The following is a 16,712-nucleotide window of genomic DNA, read 5'->3' on the forward strand; positions in this document are numbered from 1 at the left end:
GTCTCGCCAAGAGGTCCAGTGGTTGCGTCCCGGATCCAGCAATGACGGCCGACCGGGTAGCTGTGCCCGGGTTCCGGCGGTGGCGGTTGGCCGGGTGGTTGGGGTGGGTTAGGCGAGGCCGTGGCGGACGGCGTAGAGGGCGGCTTGGGTGCGGTCCTGGACGCCGAGTTTCATGAGGACGTTCGACACGTGTGTCTTGACCGTCTTCTCCGCCACCGTCAGCGCCCGCGCGATCTCCCGGTTGGAGCGGCCGGCGGCGATCAGGGTGAGGACTTCGCGTTCGCGTTCGGTCAGCTGGACTGGGCCGGGGACGTGCATCTCCGGGGTGGCCGGGCCGGCGCCGAGCATGGCCTCGGCCGCCTCGGGGGCCAGCAGGACCTGGCCGCCGTGCACCGCACGGACCGCCTGGACCAGCGCCGACGGGTCCACGTCCTTGTACAGGAAGCCCGCCGCCCCCGCCCGCATCGCCGGGCCGACGTCGGAGCGGTCGCTGACCGAGGTGAGCACCACGATCCGGGTCGGCGAGCCGGTCAGGCGTTCCAGGGCGCCGAGGCCGCCCAGCACCGGCATCTTGAGGTCGAGCAGCAGCACGTCGGGCTTGAGCTCGCCTACCAGGTCGACCGCTTCCTGCCCGTCTCCGGCCTCGCCCACGACCGTGATGTCCTCCTGGAGGTCGAGGAAGGTGCGCAGGCCCTGCCGTACCACCGGATGATCGTCGGCGATCAGCACCTTGATCAAATCCCCACCTCCACCAGGACCGTGGTCCCCTCGTCCCGGGACGAGCCGACGGTCAGCGTGCCGCCGACCGACTCCGCCCGGTCCTTCATGGATGCCAGCCCGAGCCCTCTGGAGTCGGCCTGGTCGAAGCCGGTGCCGTTGTCGGCCACCGAGAGGGCCAGCTTGCCACCGTCGTACGCCAGCCGCACCCACACCTGGGTGGCGCCCGAGTGGCGGAGCGCGTTGTGCAGCGACTCCTGTGCCACCCGCAGCACCACGACCTCGACCGCCGGGTCCAGCGGCGGTAGTTCGTCGCTGTCGAAGGTGATGGCGGCGGGCTGTAGCCGGTCGAGCATGCGTACGTGCTTGCGCAGCGTCTCGCTCAGGCCGTGGCGGTCGAGCTCGGCCGGGCGCATCTCGACGATGACCGCCCGGAGCTCGGCCATGGCCTCACCGGCCAGCTTCTGGACGCGGTCGAGCTCGGCGGCGGCCCGGTCGGGGTCGGTGCGCAGCATCGTGGCCGCGGCCTGGGCGGTCAACCGCAGGGAGAACAGCTTCTGGGTGACGGCGTCGTGGAGTTCGCGGGCCATGCGGTTGCGCTCTTCGACGAGGGCCAGCTCGCGGCCCTGCTCGTACAGTCTGGCGTTGGTGAGCGCGATCGCGGCGTGCGCGGCGAACAGCGTGAGCAGGTCCTGGTCGTCCTGGGTGAAACCGCCGGGCTGGCGCTTGTTGGCGAGGAAGATGATGCCGAGCACCTCGTCGCCGTCGCGGATCGGGACACCGAGGAAGTCCTTCATGACCGGGTGCGCCTTCGGCCAGTACTCGAACCTGGGGTCCTCGCGCAGGTCGGGCAGCCGCGCGGGGGTCCCCTCCTGGAGCATCGCGCCGAGCATGCCATGCTGGCGAGGCAGCGGGCCGATCGCGTCCCACTGCTTGTCGGTCAGTCCCTCGGCGACGAACTCGGCGAACGAGCCGTCCTCGTCGGGCACGCCGAGCGCGGCATAACGGGCGTCGAGCAGGCGTTGCGCCGAGCGCACGATGACCTGCAGCACCTCGCGCACCGACAGGTGACGGGTGACCGCCAGCACGGCCGAGCTCACGGCCTGCAGGATCTCGTCGCGATCGGGGGTCACCCGACCACTCTATGGTCCTAGGTCGATGTGCCCAGTCCCGGGCGGGACTTCAGCCCGATGTACGGCGGGCCGCGCCTTTCTAGCGTCGAACCATGACGAACACCGCACTCATCACCGGCGCTTCCCGCGGTCTCGGCCTCGCCCTCGCGAGGTCCCTGGCAGGTGCGGGATGGAACCTCGTCCTCACCGCACGCGGCGCCGAGGACCTGGAGAAGGTCGCCGCCGAGATCGGCGCCACCGCGATACCCGGCGACGTGGCCGAGGCCGAGCACCGCGAACGGCTGGCCAAGGCGGTCCCCTCGCTGGACCTGCTGGTCAACAACGCCAGCGGACTCGGCGCCACACCGCTACCCAAGATCGCGGGCTACCCGCTGGAGGCGTTCCGCGTCCTGCTGGAGACCAACGTGATCGCCCCGCTCTCCCTCATCCAGGCGACCATTCCGGCGATCAGGGCCGCCAGGGGCGCGATCGTCAACATCACCTCCGACGCCGCCACCGGCGCCTACGAGGGCTGGGGCGGCTACGGCGCCACCAAGGCGGCCCTGGAGCAACTCTCGAACGTCCTGGCCGCGGAAGAGCCCGACGTCGCCGTCTGGTGGGCCGATCCGGGCGAGATGAACACCAGGATGCTGGCCGATGCCGTGGGCGCCGACGAGGCCGCGGGCGCCGCCGACCCGGCGCGGGTCGCGATCGCGCTGCACGACCTCATCAAGCGCCGCCCGGCCAGCGGGCGGGTGAACCTGCAATGACCGCCACCCTGGACGGCGGGCACTCGGGTCTCGACTTCCGGCTGCCCGCCGCGCTGGAGGCCCACGCGCCGCCCGAGGCCCGCGGTCTGTCCCGCGACGGGGTACGCCTGCTGGTGAGCAGGGGCGGCGCGCACACCCATCACCCGTTCATCGACCTGCCCGGCCAACTGGATCCCGGCGACCTCGTGGTGGTCAACAACTCGGCCACGCTTCCCGCGGCGGTGCGGCTCGACCGGCTCTCGGTGCACTTCTCCACCGCCCGCGAGGACGGGACGTGGCTGGTGGAGCTGCGGCGCCGTACCGCGAAGGCATCCGAGCCCTACGGCGGCGGCGAACCGGGCGAATGGCTGCCGCTGCCGGGCAACGCGACGCTCAGGCTGATCGAACGCGAGACCCCGCGGCTGTGGCGGGCGCGGCTCGACCAGGACGTGGAGAAGTACCTGGCCGGGAAGGGCGTGCCGATCCGCTACTCCTACGTGGACCGGGACTGGCCATTGGCCGACTACCAGACCGTGTTCGGCACCGTGCCGGGCAGCGCGGAGATGCCGAGCGCGGGGCGGCCGTTCACGGCGGAGCTGGTGACGGCGCTCGTGTCACGGGGCGTGGGGGTCGCGCCGATCACCCTGCACACCGGCGTCGCCTCCCCGGAGAAGGACGAGCCGCCCTACGCCGAGCGCTACGACGTGCCCGAGCACACCGCGCGCCTGGTCAACCTCACGCGACGGAACGGCGGGCGCGTGGTCGCCGTCGGCACGACCGTCGTGCGGGCACTGGAGACGGCGACCGGCGCCGACGGCCTGGTCAGGGCGTCGAGCGGATGGACCAGGCACCTGGTCACGCCCGACACGCCGCCTCGGGCGGTCACGGGGCTGATCACCGGGCTACACGAACCGAGGTCGAGCCACCTGCTGATGCTGACGGCGTTCGTGGGACGGGAGACGCTCGCGGAGGCGTACGCGGAGGCGCTTCGAGAGGGGTATTTGTGGCATGAGTTTGGTGATGTGCACTTGATTCAGAAGTAATTGCTTTACATAGATTTTGCCTGCGTGATAGGAACAGCCGACGTTCACGGGGGGTTTTCCTCGTCCCACTTTCCTCACGGAGACAGCTGCATGCGCAACTCCATCACGAAGGTAGCCACCTTCGCGCTCGTCGCGGGGGCCATGATCCTTCCGGCCGTCCCGGCGGCCGCCAACACCGCCGCCACGGCCACGACCGTCGCCACCAAGGCCGCGGACGAGCCCTACTCGATCATGAAGGTGGGCGTCAAGGCGCCCAAGACGGTGAAGCGCGGCGGCAAGATCCGGTACCGGATCGACGTGCTCAACACCGGCCCCCACCAGGCCGACTACTACTGGGTCGGCGGCAAGCTGCCCAAGGGCATCGTCAACGGCCTGCGCTACAACGGCCCCAAGGGCACCCAGTGCGAGTGGGACCCGACCGGCTTCTGGTGCTGGGGCCCGTGGGAGCTGGAGAAGGGTGACACCGACTGGCTCGACATCCAGGTCACCCTGAAGAAGGGCACTCGCGGCACCGCCACCGCCCAGCTCGGGGCACTGGTCTACGACATCCCGATCGGCATGGAGAACATGGACAAGGAGGAGATCGACCGGATCGGCGGCTTCAAGTCCTGGTTCTACGGCAAGAAGGTCAAGACCAAGATCGTCCGCTGACACGACCCCAGCGAACCCCGGCGACACCGGGGTTCGCCCCGGCGGCCCCTTTCCCGGCGGCTCCTTCCAGGCCCCCCTCCTGTCCTGCCCTTGGCCTGTCCAGCCCTGCCTTTCCTTGCCGCGGCGACTGGTCAACGGGGCGTCGTGGCGGCGGGGACCACGTGCGACCTGCGCGGCGCCCGACGATCGGCGCGCGCCCACTGCGGCGGGAGGTGGGGGCGGCGGCTTTGCCGTAACGGATAGGCGAGGTTGAAGAGCGCGCCAAAGTCGGGCCGGTGAGCGCGCAGGGGATGCCGCGCAGTACCGTGGCTCAAGTGGACCAGCGCACCCTCCTGATCACGCTCACCGGCCCCGACCGGCCAGGTGTCACCAGCCGCCTGTTCTCCGTCCTGGCCGGCTTCCCGGTCACCGTCTCCGACATCGAACAGGTCGTCATCCGCGGCCGTCTCACCCTCGGCGTGCTCGTCGCCTACGTCGGCGGCCCCTCCACCGGCACCGGCAGCACGCTCGGCGCCATGTGGACCGCCGTCGAGCGCACCGCGGAGGACCTCGGTCTGGAGGTCGAGCTCTCCACCGGCTCCCTCACCAAGGAGCAGCGCCGCCGCGGCCGCCTGTCGGTCAGCGTGCTCGGCCCCTCGCTCCCTCCGGCCGCCATCGCGGGCATCGCGGGCCGGATCGCCGCCGCCGGCGCCAACATCGACCGCATCGAACGCCTGGCCCAGTGGCCGGTCACCTGTATCGAGCTGTCCGTGTCCGGCGCCGACCCCGACGCGCTGCGGGTCGAGCTGGCCGCCGAGGCCGCCGCCCAGAAGGTGGACGTGGCCGTCCAGCGCACGGGCCTGTCGCGGCGGGCCAAGCGGCTCATCGTCATGGACGTCGACTCGACGCTCATCCAGGGCGAGGTCATCGAGCTGCTGGCCGCCCACGCCGGCTGCCTGGACGAGGTGGCGCGGGTCACCGAGGAGGCGATGCGCGGCGAGCTGGACTTCGCCGAGTCGCTGCGCCGCCGGGTGGCGTTGCTGGAGGGGCTGCCGGCGTCGGTGTTCGAGCAGGTGCGCCAGGAGGTCGTCCTCACCGCGGGCGCCCGGACGCTGGTCCGCACGCTGAAGCGCCTGGACTACCGCTTCGCCATCGTCAGCGGCGGCTTCACCCAGATCACCGACTCGCTGGTGGCCGACCTCGGCATCGACTACTCGGCGGCGAACGTCCTCGAAGTCGTCGACGGCCACCTCACCGGCCGGGTCGTCGGCGAGATCGTCGACCGTCCCGGCAAGGCGCGCGCGCTGGAGCGCTTCGCCCGCGAGGCCGGCATCGCGATCAGCCAGACGGTCGCGATCGGCGACGGCGCCAACGACCTCGACATGATCGCCACCGCCGGGCTGGGCATCGCCTTCAACGCCAAGCCCGTCGTCCGTCAGGCCGCCGACACCGCCGTCAACTCCCCGTACCTGGACGTGATCCTCTACCTTCTCGGCATCTCCCGCGACGAGGTCGAGGCCGCCGACGCCGAGGACAACGTCCTGGCGCCGAACTGACCGCGGCGGCTCAGCGCCGGGTGACCGATCGGGCGAGCTCGAGGGCGTCGGCGTTCAGGGTGCGCAGCGCCGGGTGGGCGGTGACTGCGTGGCGCAACGCCCGCCGTACCGACGAAGGCTCGCCCTCGGCCGCCTCCTCCAGCAACTCGTCGACGTGGCTGGCGACCTCGTCCAGCCCGTCGCCGTAGGCGTCCTCCTCCGGAGGCCGCGTGTTGTCGCGTACGGCCCGCGCGCTCGCCACCAGCCGGTCGGCCACCGCGTCGAGCACGGCGGTGGTGGCGTCGGAGCCCACCTCGGAACCCCTCAGCACAGCGGCCAGCAGCAGCGCGTCGTCGCGCAGCTTCCTGGACAGGGTGAGGGCGACGCGTAGTTCCTCGGGCGCCCGTCCGTGGGGTTCCTTCTCCAGCCGGTCCAGGGACGCGCCGAGCCGGTCGGCGGCCTGACCGGCGGCCTCGGTGCGCTCGGCCATGGCGTCGAGGTCGCGCTCGGCCAGGGCGCGGATCACCGCGGCGTGCTCGGTGAGCAGGTCCACGGTCAGGTCCTTGATCCCGCTCGCCTCGCCGCGCGGCCACAGCAGCCGGGCGGCGACCAGCGCGAGCACGCCGCCGCCCGCGGTCAGCACGAGGCGGATTCCGGCGGCCTCCCAGTCCAGCCGGGTCGAGAAGTCCGTCAGCAGCAGCGCCAGCGGCGTCGCGAACACCGTCCAGTACCCGTAGCTGACCTCCCGCAGCGCGAACCCGAGCGTCCCGAACACCAGCACCGTCGCCACGATCGTGTACTCGCTCGGCACCGCCGCCAGCACCAGCGCCGCCGCACCGGCGCCGACCACGGTCCCGGCGACCCGGAGCACCACCCGGTCCACGGTGTCGCCATAGGTGGAGCGCAGGCCCATCATCACGGTGAACACGAACCACTTGCCGTAGTGCTCGTGCATGCCCACCATCAACGCCATCGAGGCGGCCACCGCGATGCCGAGCCGCCCGGCGTGCTCGGGTTCGTCGCCGAACTTGAGCTGCCAGGTGAACCTCGGCAGCCGGGCGGGCGCCTGGATGCCCTCGCTGGTGAACACCCCGATCGTCCGCACCGCCACCGCGATCCGGTCGAGGCAGCGCCGTACCTGACCGAGGAGCGCGACGGTCCGCAGCGACTCCGGGTCGGACAGCTGCCGCGCCCGCAGCCGCGAGATGTGCTCGGCGAAGTCGGCCGTGGCCGCCATCGCGACCGGCACGCCCACGACGCTGCCCTCGGCCACCTGCCGCAACGCGGCCGTCAGCGCCGCGACGACCTTGTCGATCTCCTGCCGTTCCGCACCCGCCTCGGCCCGGAACGCCCGCAGCGCCACCGTCTCGTGGAAGATCCGCACCAGCGTCTGCACATACGCGTCCGGCGACCGGTCGAGATCCGCCCCACCCCGATACGCGGCCGAGGAGGTGGCGGCGTCGTCCAGCGCCTGGGACCCGCGCTCCCGCAGCTCAGCCCAGTCCTCCTCGGGCCGTCCGAGCCCGTCCAGCATGTCCGCCAGCGCCTCGACCGCCTCGTCGAAGGCGTCCTTCAGCGGATCGAGCCGCCGCACGGGCCACAGCGCCAGCGCGAGCACGCAGAACTCGATCCCGCCGAGCCCGACCATCAGGGCCCCGTCGAACCCCACCCGAGGGATCAGGTAGAACCCGGTCACCACGGCCAGCACCGGCGGCATCCCGATGGTCCGCCACTGCCCACCGGCCGCCGCCACCAGCCCGATCACCCCGACCGCCCACCACGGCTGCGGCGCGATCAACGTCCCGAGCCAGAACCCCGCCGCGATCAGTCCCACCTTGACGGCGAGATTCCTGGCCCGCTGCCCATACGGCTTCCCGTAGGAATCCCCAAAAGCCGTGAAATACGCCCCCAGCGCCGCCAGCCCACCCGCCTGCGGCATCCCGGCCACGGTCCCGATCACCAGCGGGAGCGCGATCGCCACCCCGCACAGCAGCCCGTACCCCCAGGGCGGCCGGGCGGGCAGCTCGAATCCACGCCTCAGCGAACGAACGGCCCCCCGCATGGATCCGCCCCCGGTGTAGCTCCTAGGCCTGCTTGGGATCCCAGTGCGTGACCAGGCGTCCCTCCCCTGGCCAGAGGTCTACCCAGGCCGAACCCGTCTGGATCACCGCGAACGCCCCCGGCCGGAACCCGTAATCCCCACCCGCCAGCCCGAGCGCCAGCTCATGAACCCCAGGATTGTGCCCGCACAGAACCAGTGTCTCCGCCTCCGGATCCTGCAACCGCACCAATGCCAGCAGGTCATCGGCGTAGGCCTCGTAGATGTCCCGCTCGAAGCTGACGCTCCGATCGGGAAAGGCAAGCTCAGCGGTACGCCGCGTGCGCAGGGACGGCGAACAGAGCACCAGGTCAGGCTCGTACCCCAGAGCCCGGATCTCATCACCGACCCGCCCGGCGTCCCGCTCACCCCGCTCGGTGAGCGGCCGATCCCGATCCGCCAGCCCGGGGACCTGGGCAGCCTTGGCATGCCTCAGCACGATGAGGGTACGCACGCCACTCACCCTCTCGACGCCCAGACGGCGAGCCCGACGAGAACGCCCAGGATCACCACCATGGCCAGCAGAATCAGGGCCAGCGTCCTGCCACCGTTGGGCCGCTTCTCTTCCACCCGCCCAGTTTCCCACCCAACCCCCCCGCCCCGGCACCCACCCGCCCCTGGTTTCCGGTCAGACCGTGGGCTCGTGCTGTTGGCCTATGGGTGGCTCGGGCTGTTGGGCCTTGGGTTGGCTCGGGCTGTTCCTTGCCGTGGCGGCTGGTCAACGGGCGTCGTGGCGGCGATGACCACGTGCGACCTGCGCGGCGCCCGACGATCGGCGCGCGCCCACTGCGGCGGGGGGTGGGGGCGGCGGCTTTGCCGTAACAGAAGGGCGAGGTTGAAGGGTTTGAGGGCGCGAAAAGGCGCCCGCCGCAAGCGACGGACGCCTTTCCGAGCAGTACCGCAAAAAGCGGCTGAGGAAATCCAGAACCGCTACGAGGCGACTGGTGCCGGGTCGCGGTCGTTGTCGGAGGTGGTGTCGATGGGCACCGAGCGGCGCTTGCTGATCACGATGGCCACGACGACCACCACGACAGCGAACGTCGTCACCCCGATACGCACGGCCGGGTTGCCCGCGTAGAGGACGACGGCGGGGGCCACCAGCAGCGCCACCAGGTTCATGACCTTGATGAGCGGGTTGATGGCCGGGCCGGCGGTGTCCTTGAACGGGTCGCCGACCGTGTCGCCGATGACCGTGGCCTCGTGCGCCGCCGAACCCTTGCCACCGTGGTGGCCGTCTTCGACGAGCTTCTTGGCGTTGTCCCAGGCGCCGCCCGAGTTGGCCAGGAAGACCGCCATCAGCGTGCCACAGGCGATCGCACCGGCCAGGAACGCGCCCAGCGGCGCGTAGCCCAGTGCGAAGCCGACCGCGATCGGGGTCATGACGGCGAGCAGACCTGGCGTGGCCAGCTCGCGGAGCGAGTCGCGGGTGCAGATGTCGACGACGCGGCCGTATTCCGGCTTGACGGTGCCGTCCATGATGCCGGGGTTCTTGCGGAACTGGTCGCGGACCTCGTAGACCACCCGCATCGCCGCCCGTCCGACGGCCATGATGGCCAGGCCGGAGAACAGGAAGACGACCGCGGCGCCGATGATCAGGCCGACGAGCACGTTCGGCTGGTCGATGTCGAGGCCGAAGGTGGACGGATCTGGTAGTTCGCCCTGGACGGCGGTCTTGAAGGCGCCGAACAGGGCGGTCGCCGCGAGCACCGCTGTGGCGATCGCGATGCCCTTGGTGATCGCCTTGGTGGTGTTGCCGACCGCGTCGAGGCTGGTCAGGACGCGGGCGCCCTCACCCTCGACGTCGCCCGACATCTCGGCGATGCCCTGCGCGTTGTCGGAGACCGGGCCGAAGGTGTCCATCGAGACGATGACGCCCACGGTGGTCAGCAGACCGGTTCCGGCCAGCGCGACCGCGAACAGCGCCACGGTCACGTTGCCGAAGCCCAGCAGGAACGCGCCGTAGACGGCGCCGCCGATGATCAGTGCGGAGTAGACCGCGGACTCCAGGCCGACGCTGATGCCGGACAGGATGACGGTCGCCGCACCGGTCCGGGAGCTTTCGGCGATCTCCTGGACGGGACGCCGGTTGGTCTCGGTGAAGTAGCCGGTGAGCAGCTGGATCGCGCTGGCCAGCACGAGGCCGACGAGCACGGCGCCGATCGCGATGATCCGCGGGTCGGCGTCGGACTGGACCGAGGAACCGGCCAGGCCGCTGAAGCTGCTCGGCAGGTACCAGAAGGCGGCCGCGGCCACGAGCACCGCGGAGATCGCGGCGGAGATGAAGAAGCTGCGGTTGATGGCCGCCATGCCGTTGCGGTCCTTGTCGCGCAGGCCGGTGACGAAGATGCCGATGATGGCGGTGACGACACCGATCATCGGCACGATGAGCGGGAAGATCAGTCCCTGCTCACCGAATGCCACCTTGCCCAGGATCAGGCTGGCGACCAGCATGACCGCGTACGACTCGAACAGGTCGGCGGCCATGCCCGCGCAGTCGCCCACGTTGTCACCGACGTTGTCGGCGATGGTGGCGGGGTTGCGTGGGTCGTCCTCCGGGATGCCCTGTTCGACCTTGCCGACCAGGTCGGCGCCGACGTCCGCGGCCTTGGTGAAGATGCCGCCGCCGACACGCATGAACATGGCCAGCAGCGCCGCGCCGAAGCCGAAGCCTTCGAGCACTCCGGGCGCGTCGCCCTGGTAGAGGAACACGACGACGGCAGCACCCAGCAGGCCCAGGCCCACCGTGAACATGCCGGCCACGCCGCCGGTCCTGAAGGCGATGCGCATGGCGCGCTTCTCACCGCTCGTTCGGGCCGCCGCCGCCACACGCACATTTCCGCGTACGGCCAGCCACATGCCCATGAATCCCGTCAATGCGGAAAAGCCCGCACCGACAATGAAGAAGATCGAGCGGCCGATCTTCACATCCGTGGCCCCGGGCAGGAACCACAGCACGATCGGGATGATGACGACGAAAATAGCGAGAGTCTTGAACTGCCGCTTCAGATAGGCGGCTGCTCCTTCCTGTACGGCACGCGCGATGTTCTGCATGCGCTCCGTGCCTTGGTCGGCCGCCAGCACCTCGCGTACGAGGCCGCCGGCGACGGCCAATGCGATGAGTGCCACGGCGGCCACCACGACCACGATGGTCAGATTGCTTCCGCTCAGGGTCAGATTCGACGCTGGCTCGGCAGCCAGGTAGTGCCTAAACATCCGTTCTCCTCGGCAAGACCGGTACGTCCTGCCCGGGCGGTGCTGCAAGGTTCTCGGTTGGTGCGGCACCATCCGGGTAATGGGTGCCGCTTCCGGTTGAGTCCGCAGTGTCGCCGGATCACCTTGGCCGGTGCGGGGGAGTCTACGCAGGGGTTCCGCGGATATGAAGGCTCTTGAGGAGGGCAATTATGCCCACGTCCAGTAAGCCCCAGACTGGGACCCGATTTGGGAACTGGCTTGGGTTATGTCCGTGGGTTTACGGTCATGACAACTTCTAGAAAAGTGTTGTCCGAAACCAGGGTAAGCCTTGGGTGGTCACCGGGCCCCGTCACGCCGGCCGGGCACATGCGGCTTCAGAACCGTCCCCCTGGAGACTCCGCCCGCTCCACCCCTCCGCGACCGCCACCACCACCGCCTCGCCCAGCGGCCACCCGCCGCCGCCCTGCCCCGCCCGGCAGTCACCGCCCCACCCGGCCGCTACCACCGCCGCTTCATTCGGCTCGGCCGCTACCACCGCCGGGCTTCCCCGCCTGCTCTCACTCGGCAGCCGCTACCACCGCCGCCCTGCCCCGCCCTTGCCCGGCCGCCTTATCCCGCCCTTGCTCGGGCCGCGACTGCCGTTGCCCTACCCGGGCCTCTTCCGCTGTTGCCTTGCTCGGCCGCTACCCTGCCTCGCCCTGTCTTCCCCCGCCTGGCCTCGCCGGGACGTGCTTGCGCGTCCGCGTAGCGTGGGTTCCATCCTTGGGTGGGGCAGGCTTGAACCCCCTAGAGTGGGGCTGGCTTGAACCGCACATCCACGGACATTGTCCCCCTAAGGCGCGTCGTGAAGACACGCGCCCCGGGACCTGACGCGCACCACAACACCGCCAGGGCACGTTGTAAAGACGGGTGCCCACTCTGGCGGTGATGTGCCCAGGGACGCGCACCCACGGGTGTGGGCGCGCATCCCCTGTCACAGGCGTGTCCTTTTAGGACAAGCGACCAAGTCCGGCAAGCGTGTCCCTTTCGGGGCAGGCGCCGGAGTTCAGGAGGCGCGGCCGTTGAGGGAGGCCGGCCAGCTCATCCTGATACGCATCCCCTTGGGGCTGGGGAACACCTCGACATCGTCGGCCAGCCCCGCGATCACCGCGATGCCGAAACCCGACATGAACGAATCGGAGAGCGTGCCCAGATCGACCGGCTGCTCCTGCTGGATCTCGTCGCTCGGGGCCTGGTCGCTGACCGTGACCTCGAAGCGGCCGGAATCGTCGCGAAGCTCGATGCGGATCGGCTCACCCGGGCAGTGGGCGCGGTGCGCCTCCACGGCCCGGGAGCAAGCCTCACCGACGGCCAGCCTGACCTCGTCAAGCAGCGACTCCTCCACACCGGTACGCCGGGCGATGGCCGTGGCGACCAGCCTGGCGGTCCGCACGTGGGCGGGGAGGGCGCTGAACGTCAGCTCGACGGTAGCCATGGCTACTTGTCTTTGCCGTGAGCTTCCTTGGCCTCGTCGACCGAAGCGTAGATCCCGAAGACCTTCGTCAGACCGGTGATCCGGAAGATCTTCAGGATGCGCTCCTGCGTGCAGACCAGCTCGAGAGAGCCATCGTGCGCGCGAACTCGCTTGAGCCCGCCGACCAGGACGCCAAGGCCGGTCGAGTCCAGGAAGTCGACCTTCTCCATGTTCACGAGAAGGTGGAAGTTGCCCTTGTTGACCAGGTCGATCAGAAGCTCACGCAATCTGGGCGCGGTGTAGACATCGATCTCACCCTCGACCTCCACGATGGTGAGTCGGTCCTCGTTGTGGTGATCCAGCTTCAGATCCACAGATCCTCCAGCGCCTCGCCTGCGAAAGTACCCTTGCGGGCCTGGCAGTCTGGAGCGGGGCTCCCGACTGTCGGACCCTGACGCGCGGCATTCAACCACGCGTCTGCCTTGTGTCTATACGAAATCACGATTCCCGGCGACTTTGCCCACGGATGCCAGACTGGAAACAGTGACTTCCTCCGCTTCCTCCCCACACCGGCCAGGTCCACTCCTCCAGCACCTGCTCGGCGTTCCCGCACGTCATGAGCGCGTCACCCATGTGGAGCATGTTCCAGCACGTCAGGCGGGTCAAGTGGGATGGCCCAAATGGGCACCGGAACTCCTGGTTACGCGCTTGGCGAACCAGGGTGTAACGGGCTTGTGGCCTCATCAGTACGAGGCGGCTGACCTGGCGCACCGTGGCCGAAACGTGATCATTTCCACAGGCACGGCGTCCGGGAAGTCGCTCGCGTACCTCACGCCCGCGATCGCCGCCTGCCTGAACGGCGGCACCGTCCTCTACCTCACCCCCACCAAGGCCCTCGCCGCCGACCAGCTCCGCTCCGTGCGCGAACTCCGCATCTCCGCGGTACGGCCGGCCACCTTCGACGGCGACACCCCTTTCGAGGAACGTACGTGGGTCCGCCAGCACGCGAACTACGTACTGACAAACCCCGACATGCTCCACCGCGGAATCCTCCCCCGCCACGCCCAGTGGTCCGCCTTCTTCCGCCGCCTGCGCATGATCGTCGTCGACGAGTGCCACGGCTACCGCGGCGTCTTCGGCTCCCACGTGGCCCAGATCCTGCGGCGATTGCGCCGCGTGTGCGGCCGGTACGGCTCCGCGCCCGTCTTCATGCTCGCCTCCGCGACGGCGAGTGAGCCGGGGGTGTTCGGGAGGCGGCTGACGGGGCTTGAGATGGACGAGGTGACCTTGGACGCCTCGCCCAAGGGGTCCACCACCTTCGCGCTGTGGGAACCGCCTCTGACGGAGCTACGGGGCGAGGGCGGCGCCCCGATCCGCCGCACCGCCACAGCCGAGACCGCCGACCTCCTCGCCGACCTGGTCCTGGCCGACATCCGAACCCTCGCCTTCGTCCGCAGCCGCCGAGGAGCCGAGACGGTCGCCCTGTCGGCCCGCGCAAAACTGGCCGACGTCGCCGCCACCCTCCCCCACGGCGCCCACCTAGGCCCCCTCCCCGGTGCCTCCCTCCCCACCCAACTCCCCAACCTCCAGGACGTCCCGCTCCCACCCCCCCAAGGCGACACCCTCCAAGACATCTCCACCCCCACCCCCTCTGCCGACGCCCTCCAAGACATCGCCGCCCTCACACCCTCCGCCGACCCCCTCCAGGACATCCCCCTACCAACCCCTCCCGCCGACACCCTCCCTGAAATCTCCGTCTCCACACCCCCAACCGGGACGGTTCCGCAGGCCACCCCAACACCCTCCGGTCCACCCACGACCCCAAGCGACACCGATCCAGCCACTCCCGGCGACGGTCTCCCGACCCCGCGCGACACCGCTGCAGACGCAAGGGACGACGGCCTCCCGGCCCCGCGCGACGCTGCTGCAGACGCTCCGAACGACGGCCCTCCGACCCCGCGCAACGCGGCTGCAGACGCTCCGGACAACGGCCTCCCGACGCGCCGAGACGACACCGCGCCGACGGGCGCAGGCGATGTCCCCTCCCCCCGCCGCACCGGCGCCGGTGCGGCGAACACCCCGACGGCGCAGCCCGGCGCAAGACGCACCGCGCACAGCCCCACAACCAGCGCCCCGGCCCACGACCCGAAAGCCACCACCCCGGCCCACACCCCGGCAGACCGCACCCCAGGCAGCCTCCCGGCCGAAGACACCACCGCCTCAGCCCAAGCTGTCCACGCCGACCTATGGGCAGATCTGGCCGGTCTGCCCGACAAGGTGGCCGCCTACCGCGCCGGGTACCTCTCGGAGGATCGCCGCCTGCTGGAGAAGGCCCTGCGCGCCGGCACCTTGATAGGCCTGGCCACCACCAACGCCCTCGAGCTCGGCGTGGACGTCTCCGGCCTGGACGCCGTCCTGATCGCCGGTTGGCCGGGCACCCGGGCGTCCCTGTGGCAGCAGGCGGGCCGGGCGGGCCGTGACGGCCAGGACGCGCTGGCCGTACTGATCGCCCGCGACGACCCCCTGGACACCTACCTGGTCCACCATCCGGAAGCCCTGTTCGGCCGCCCGGTGGAGGCCATAGTCCTGGACCCGGACAACCCGTACGTCCTCGGCCCCCACCTCTGCGCCGCCGCCGCCGAGATCCCGCTGGCGGAGGAGGATCTCGCGACATTCGGCGACACGACCGCGACAGTCCTGGACGACCTCGTGGAGCAGGGCCTGCTCCGCCGAAGGTCCGCCGGCTGGTTCTGGACCAGACGCGAACGCGCCACCGACCTAGCCGACATCAGAGGCGCCGGCGGAGCCCCGGTCCAGGTCGTGGAGTCCACAACCGGCCGCTTGCTGGGCACCGTGGACGAGCCCTCGGCCCACACCACCGTCCACACCGGCGCCGTCTACCTCCACCAGGGCGAAACCTTCCTGGTGGAAGAGCTGGACCTGGAGGCCGGTGTAGCCCTGGTGGGCGCGGCCGAGCCCGACTACTCGACGTTCGCCCGCGACATCACCGAGATCCGCGTACTCAAATCCCTCCGCACCACCCCGATCGGCCCGGGCACCCTGACGTTCGGCGAGGTAGAGGTCACCCGGCAGGTCGTCTCCTACCTGAAGCGCCGCCTCCACTCCGGCGAAATGCTGGGCGACGAGCCCCTGGAGCTCCCCCCACGCACCCTCCGCACCCGAGCCGTCTGGTGGACCCTCCCGGCGGACACGATCGCCGCCCTCGCGGAAGAAGGCTTCGACCTGGCCGGAGCCGCCCACGCCGCCGAACACGCCTCAATCGGCCTACTCCCGCTGTTCGCCACCTGCGACCGCTGGGACATCGGCGGCGTATCCACCGAACTCCACTTCGACACCGGCCTCCTGACCGTCTTCGTCTACGACGGCCACGAAGGCGGCGCCGGTTTCGCCGAACGCGGCTACTCCCGAGCCACCGACTGGCTCACCGCGACCCGCGAAGCCATCCGCTCCTGCGAGTGCGAACGCGGCTGCCCATCCTGCATCCAGTCCCCCAAATGCGGAAACGGCAACGAACCCCTAAGCAAACCCGGCGCCCTCCGCCTCCTGGACACCCTCCTAGACCCCTAACCCCCACAACCCTCCACATCCAGTACGGCAAGCCAACAACCCACCCACTACCCGGCAATCCCAGACAAACAGCAGCGTTGAGCCATCCCGGAGCAACCGCCCGTCCAGGCGGTCCAAGATCGGCCGCCAGAGCCCAGCCGAGAGGCGGGTGACTAGGTGCCGCGCGGTCAGTTGCTAGGGGCAAGGCGGTTGGCGAGTGCCCAGGCTCGGCTGGACAGGAGCGAGCCAGGGTCCTGCACAGGAGCAAGGCAGTTGGCGACTGCCCGGGGAGCCGCCGGAGGTCGCTCTGGTACGGACCAGTTGACGATCAAGGCAGGGCGATTCGGGCATCCGGAGCCACGGCGACCGACCCACAGTGCGTCGTAACGGCGGCCGACCATGCGCGGCCGACGACCGTCACCCTGGAACGCCACGAGCCCCGTGCGGCGGGTGGGGCAAGTTGGCTGGCCGTAAGAGAAAAAGGGCCCTTCAAAGGTGCGGACGCGAAAAGAGGCCGGTGCGGACGCGAAAAGAGGCCGGTGCGGACGCGAGAAGAGGCCGGTGCGGACGCGAAAAGAGGCCGGTGCGGACGCGAGAAGAGGCCGGTGCGGACGCG

General features: G+C 70.3%; 12 protein-coding genes. 5 read left to right on the forward strand and 7 right to left on the reverse strand.

The window, feature by feature from the left end:
• Positions 1-108: 108 nt before the first annotated feature.
• Together HNR40_RS05195 and HNR40_RS05200 are read right to left on the reverse strand one after the other, a co-directional pair.
• Positions 109-738, reverse strand: coding sequence for a response regulator (locus HNR40_RS05195; RefSeq protein WP_221339921.1), 630 nt, complete (start codon positions 736-738; stop codon positions 109-111).
• Entirely contained in the window at positions 735-1,850 is a 1,116-nt protein-coding gene (locus HNR40_RS05200) for a GAF domain-containing sensor histidine kinase (RefSeq protein ID WP_184958728.1), read from the reverse strand. The genes HNR40_RS05195 and HNR40_RS05200 overlap by 4 nt, the downstream gene beginning before the upstream one ends.
• Before the next feature lie 92 nt (positions 1,851-1,942).
• On the opposite strand from HNR40_RS05200, the gene HNR40_RS05205 reads away from it, so the two are divergent.
• The 4 genes from HNR40_RS05205 to serB all read left to right on the forward strand — a co-directional run bounded on the left by HNR40_RS05205 (position 1,943) and on the right by serB (position 5,807).
• Positions 1,943-2,599: an SDR family NAD(P)-dependent oxidoreductase gene (locus HNR40_RS05205; RefSeq protein ID WP_184958729.1), complete on the forward strand. Its 657-nt coding sequence runs from the start codon at positions 1,943-1,945 to the stop codon at positions 2,597-2,599.
• Positions 2,596-3,621, forward strand: a complete 1,026-nt coding sequence (locus HNR40_RS05210; RefSeq protein ID WP_184958730.1) for an S-adenosylmethionine:tRNA ribosyltransferase-isomerase — start codon at positions 2,596-2,598, stop codon at positions 3,619-3,621. Before HNR40_RS05205 ends, HNR40_RS05210 begins: the two co-directional genes overlap by 4 nt.
• Before the next feature lie 90 nt (positions 3,622-3,711).
• A complete protein-coding gene (locus HNR40_RS05215; protein WP_184958731.1) occupies positions 3,712-4,272 on the forward strand; it encodes a DUF11 domain-containing protein in 561 nt (186 codons plus the stop codon).
• Positions 4,273-4,586: 314 nt separating this feature from the next.
• Positions 4,587-5,807, forward strand: a complete 1,221-nt coding sequence (serB, locus tag HNR40_RS05220) for a phosphoserine phosphatase SerB (RefSeq protein WP_184958732.1) — start codon at positions 4,587-4,589, stop codon at positions 5,805-5,807.
• 10 nt (positions 5,808-5,817) lie between these two features.
• On the opposite strand, the gene HNR40_RS05225 is transcribed toward serB, so the two are convergent.
• The 5 genes from HNR40_RS05225 to HNR40_RS05245 all read right to left on the reverse strand — a co-directional run bounded on the left by HNR40_RS05225 (position 5,818) and on the right by HNR40_RS05245 (position 12,903).
• Positions 5,818-7,848, reverse strand: coding sequence for an FUSC family protein (locus HNR40_RS05225; protein ID WP_184958733.1), 2,031 nt, complete (start codon positions 7,846-7,848; stop codon positions 5,818-5,820).
• A gap of 22 nt (positions 7,849-7,870) precedes the next feature.
• On the reverse strand, positions 7,871-8,338 hold the full coding sequence (locus HNR40_RS05230; RefSeq protein ID WP_312896188.1) for a SixA phosphatase family protein: 468 nt from the start codon (positions 8,336-8,338) through the stop codon (positions 7,871-7,873).
• A 476-nt stretch (positions 8,339-8,814) separates the two neighbouring features.
• Positions 8,815-11,097 carry a sodium-translocating pyrophosphatase gene (locus tag HNR40_RS05235; RefSeq protein WP_184958734.1) on the reverse strand — a complete coding sequence of 761 codons (2,283 nt, stop codon included), beginning with the start codon at positions 11,095-11,097 and terminating at the stop codon, positions 8,815-8,817.
• Positions 11,098-12,121: 1,024 nt separating this feature from the next.
• On the reverse strand, positions 12,122-12,550 hold the full coding sequence (locus HNR40_RS05240; RefSeq protein WP_184958735.1) for an ATP-binding protein: 429 nt from the start codon (positions 12,548-12,550) through the stop codon (positions 12,122-12,124).
• Positions 12,551-12,552: 2 nt separating this feature from the next.
• A complete protein-coding gene (locus tag HNR40_RS05245) occupies positions 12,553-12,903 on the reverse strand; it encodes an STAS domain-containing protein (protein ID WP_020542579.1) in 351 nt (116 codons plus the stop codon).
• Positions 12,904-13,072: 169 nt separating this feature from the next.
• Here HNR40_RS05245 and HNR40_RS54200 point away from each other — a divergent pair, with 169 nt between their 5' ends.
• Positions 13,073-16,117, forward strand: a complete 3,045-nt coding sequence (locus tag HNR40_RS54200) for a DEAD/DEAH box helicase (protein ID WP_512699308.1) — start codon at positions 13,073-13,075, stop codon at positions 16,115-16,117.
• Positions 16,118-16,712 lie beyond the last annotated feature (595 nt).

It is taken from the genome of Nonomuraea endophytica, from assembly GCF_014203235.1.
Classification (GTDB): Bacteria; Actinomycetota; Actinomycetes; order Streptosporangiales; family Streptosporangiaceae; genus Nonomuraea; species Nonomuraea endophytica.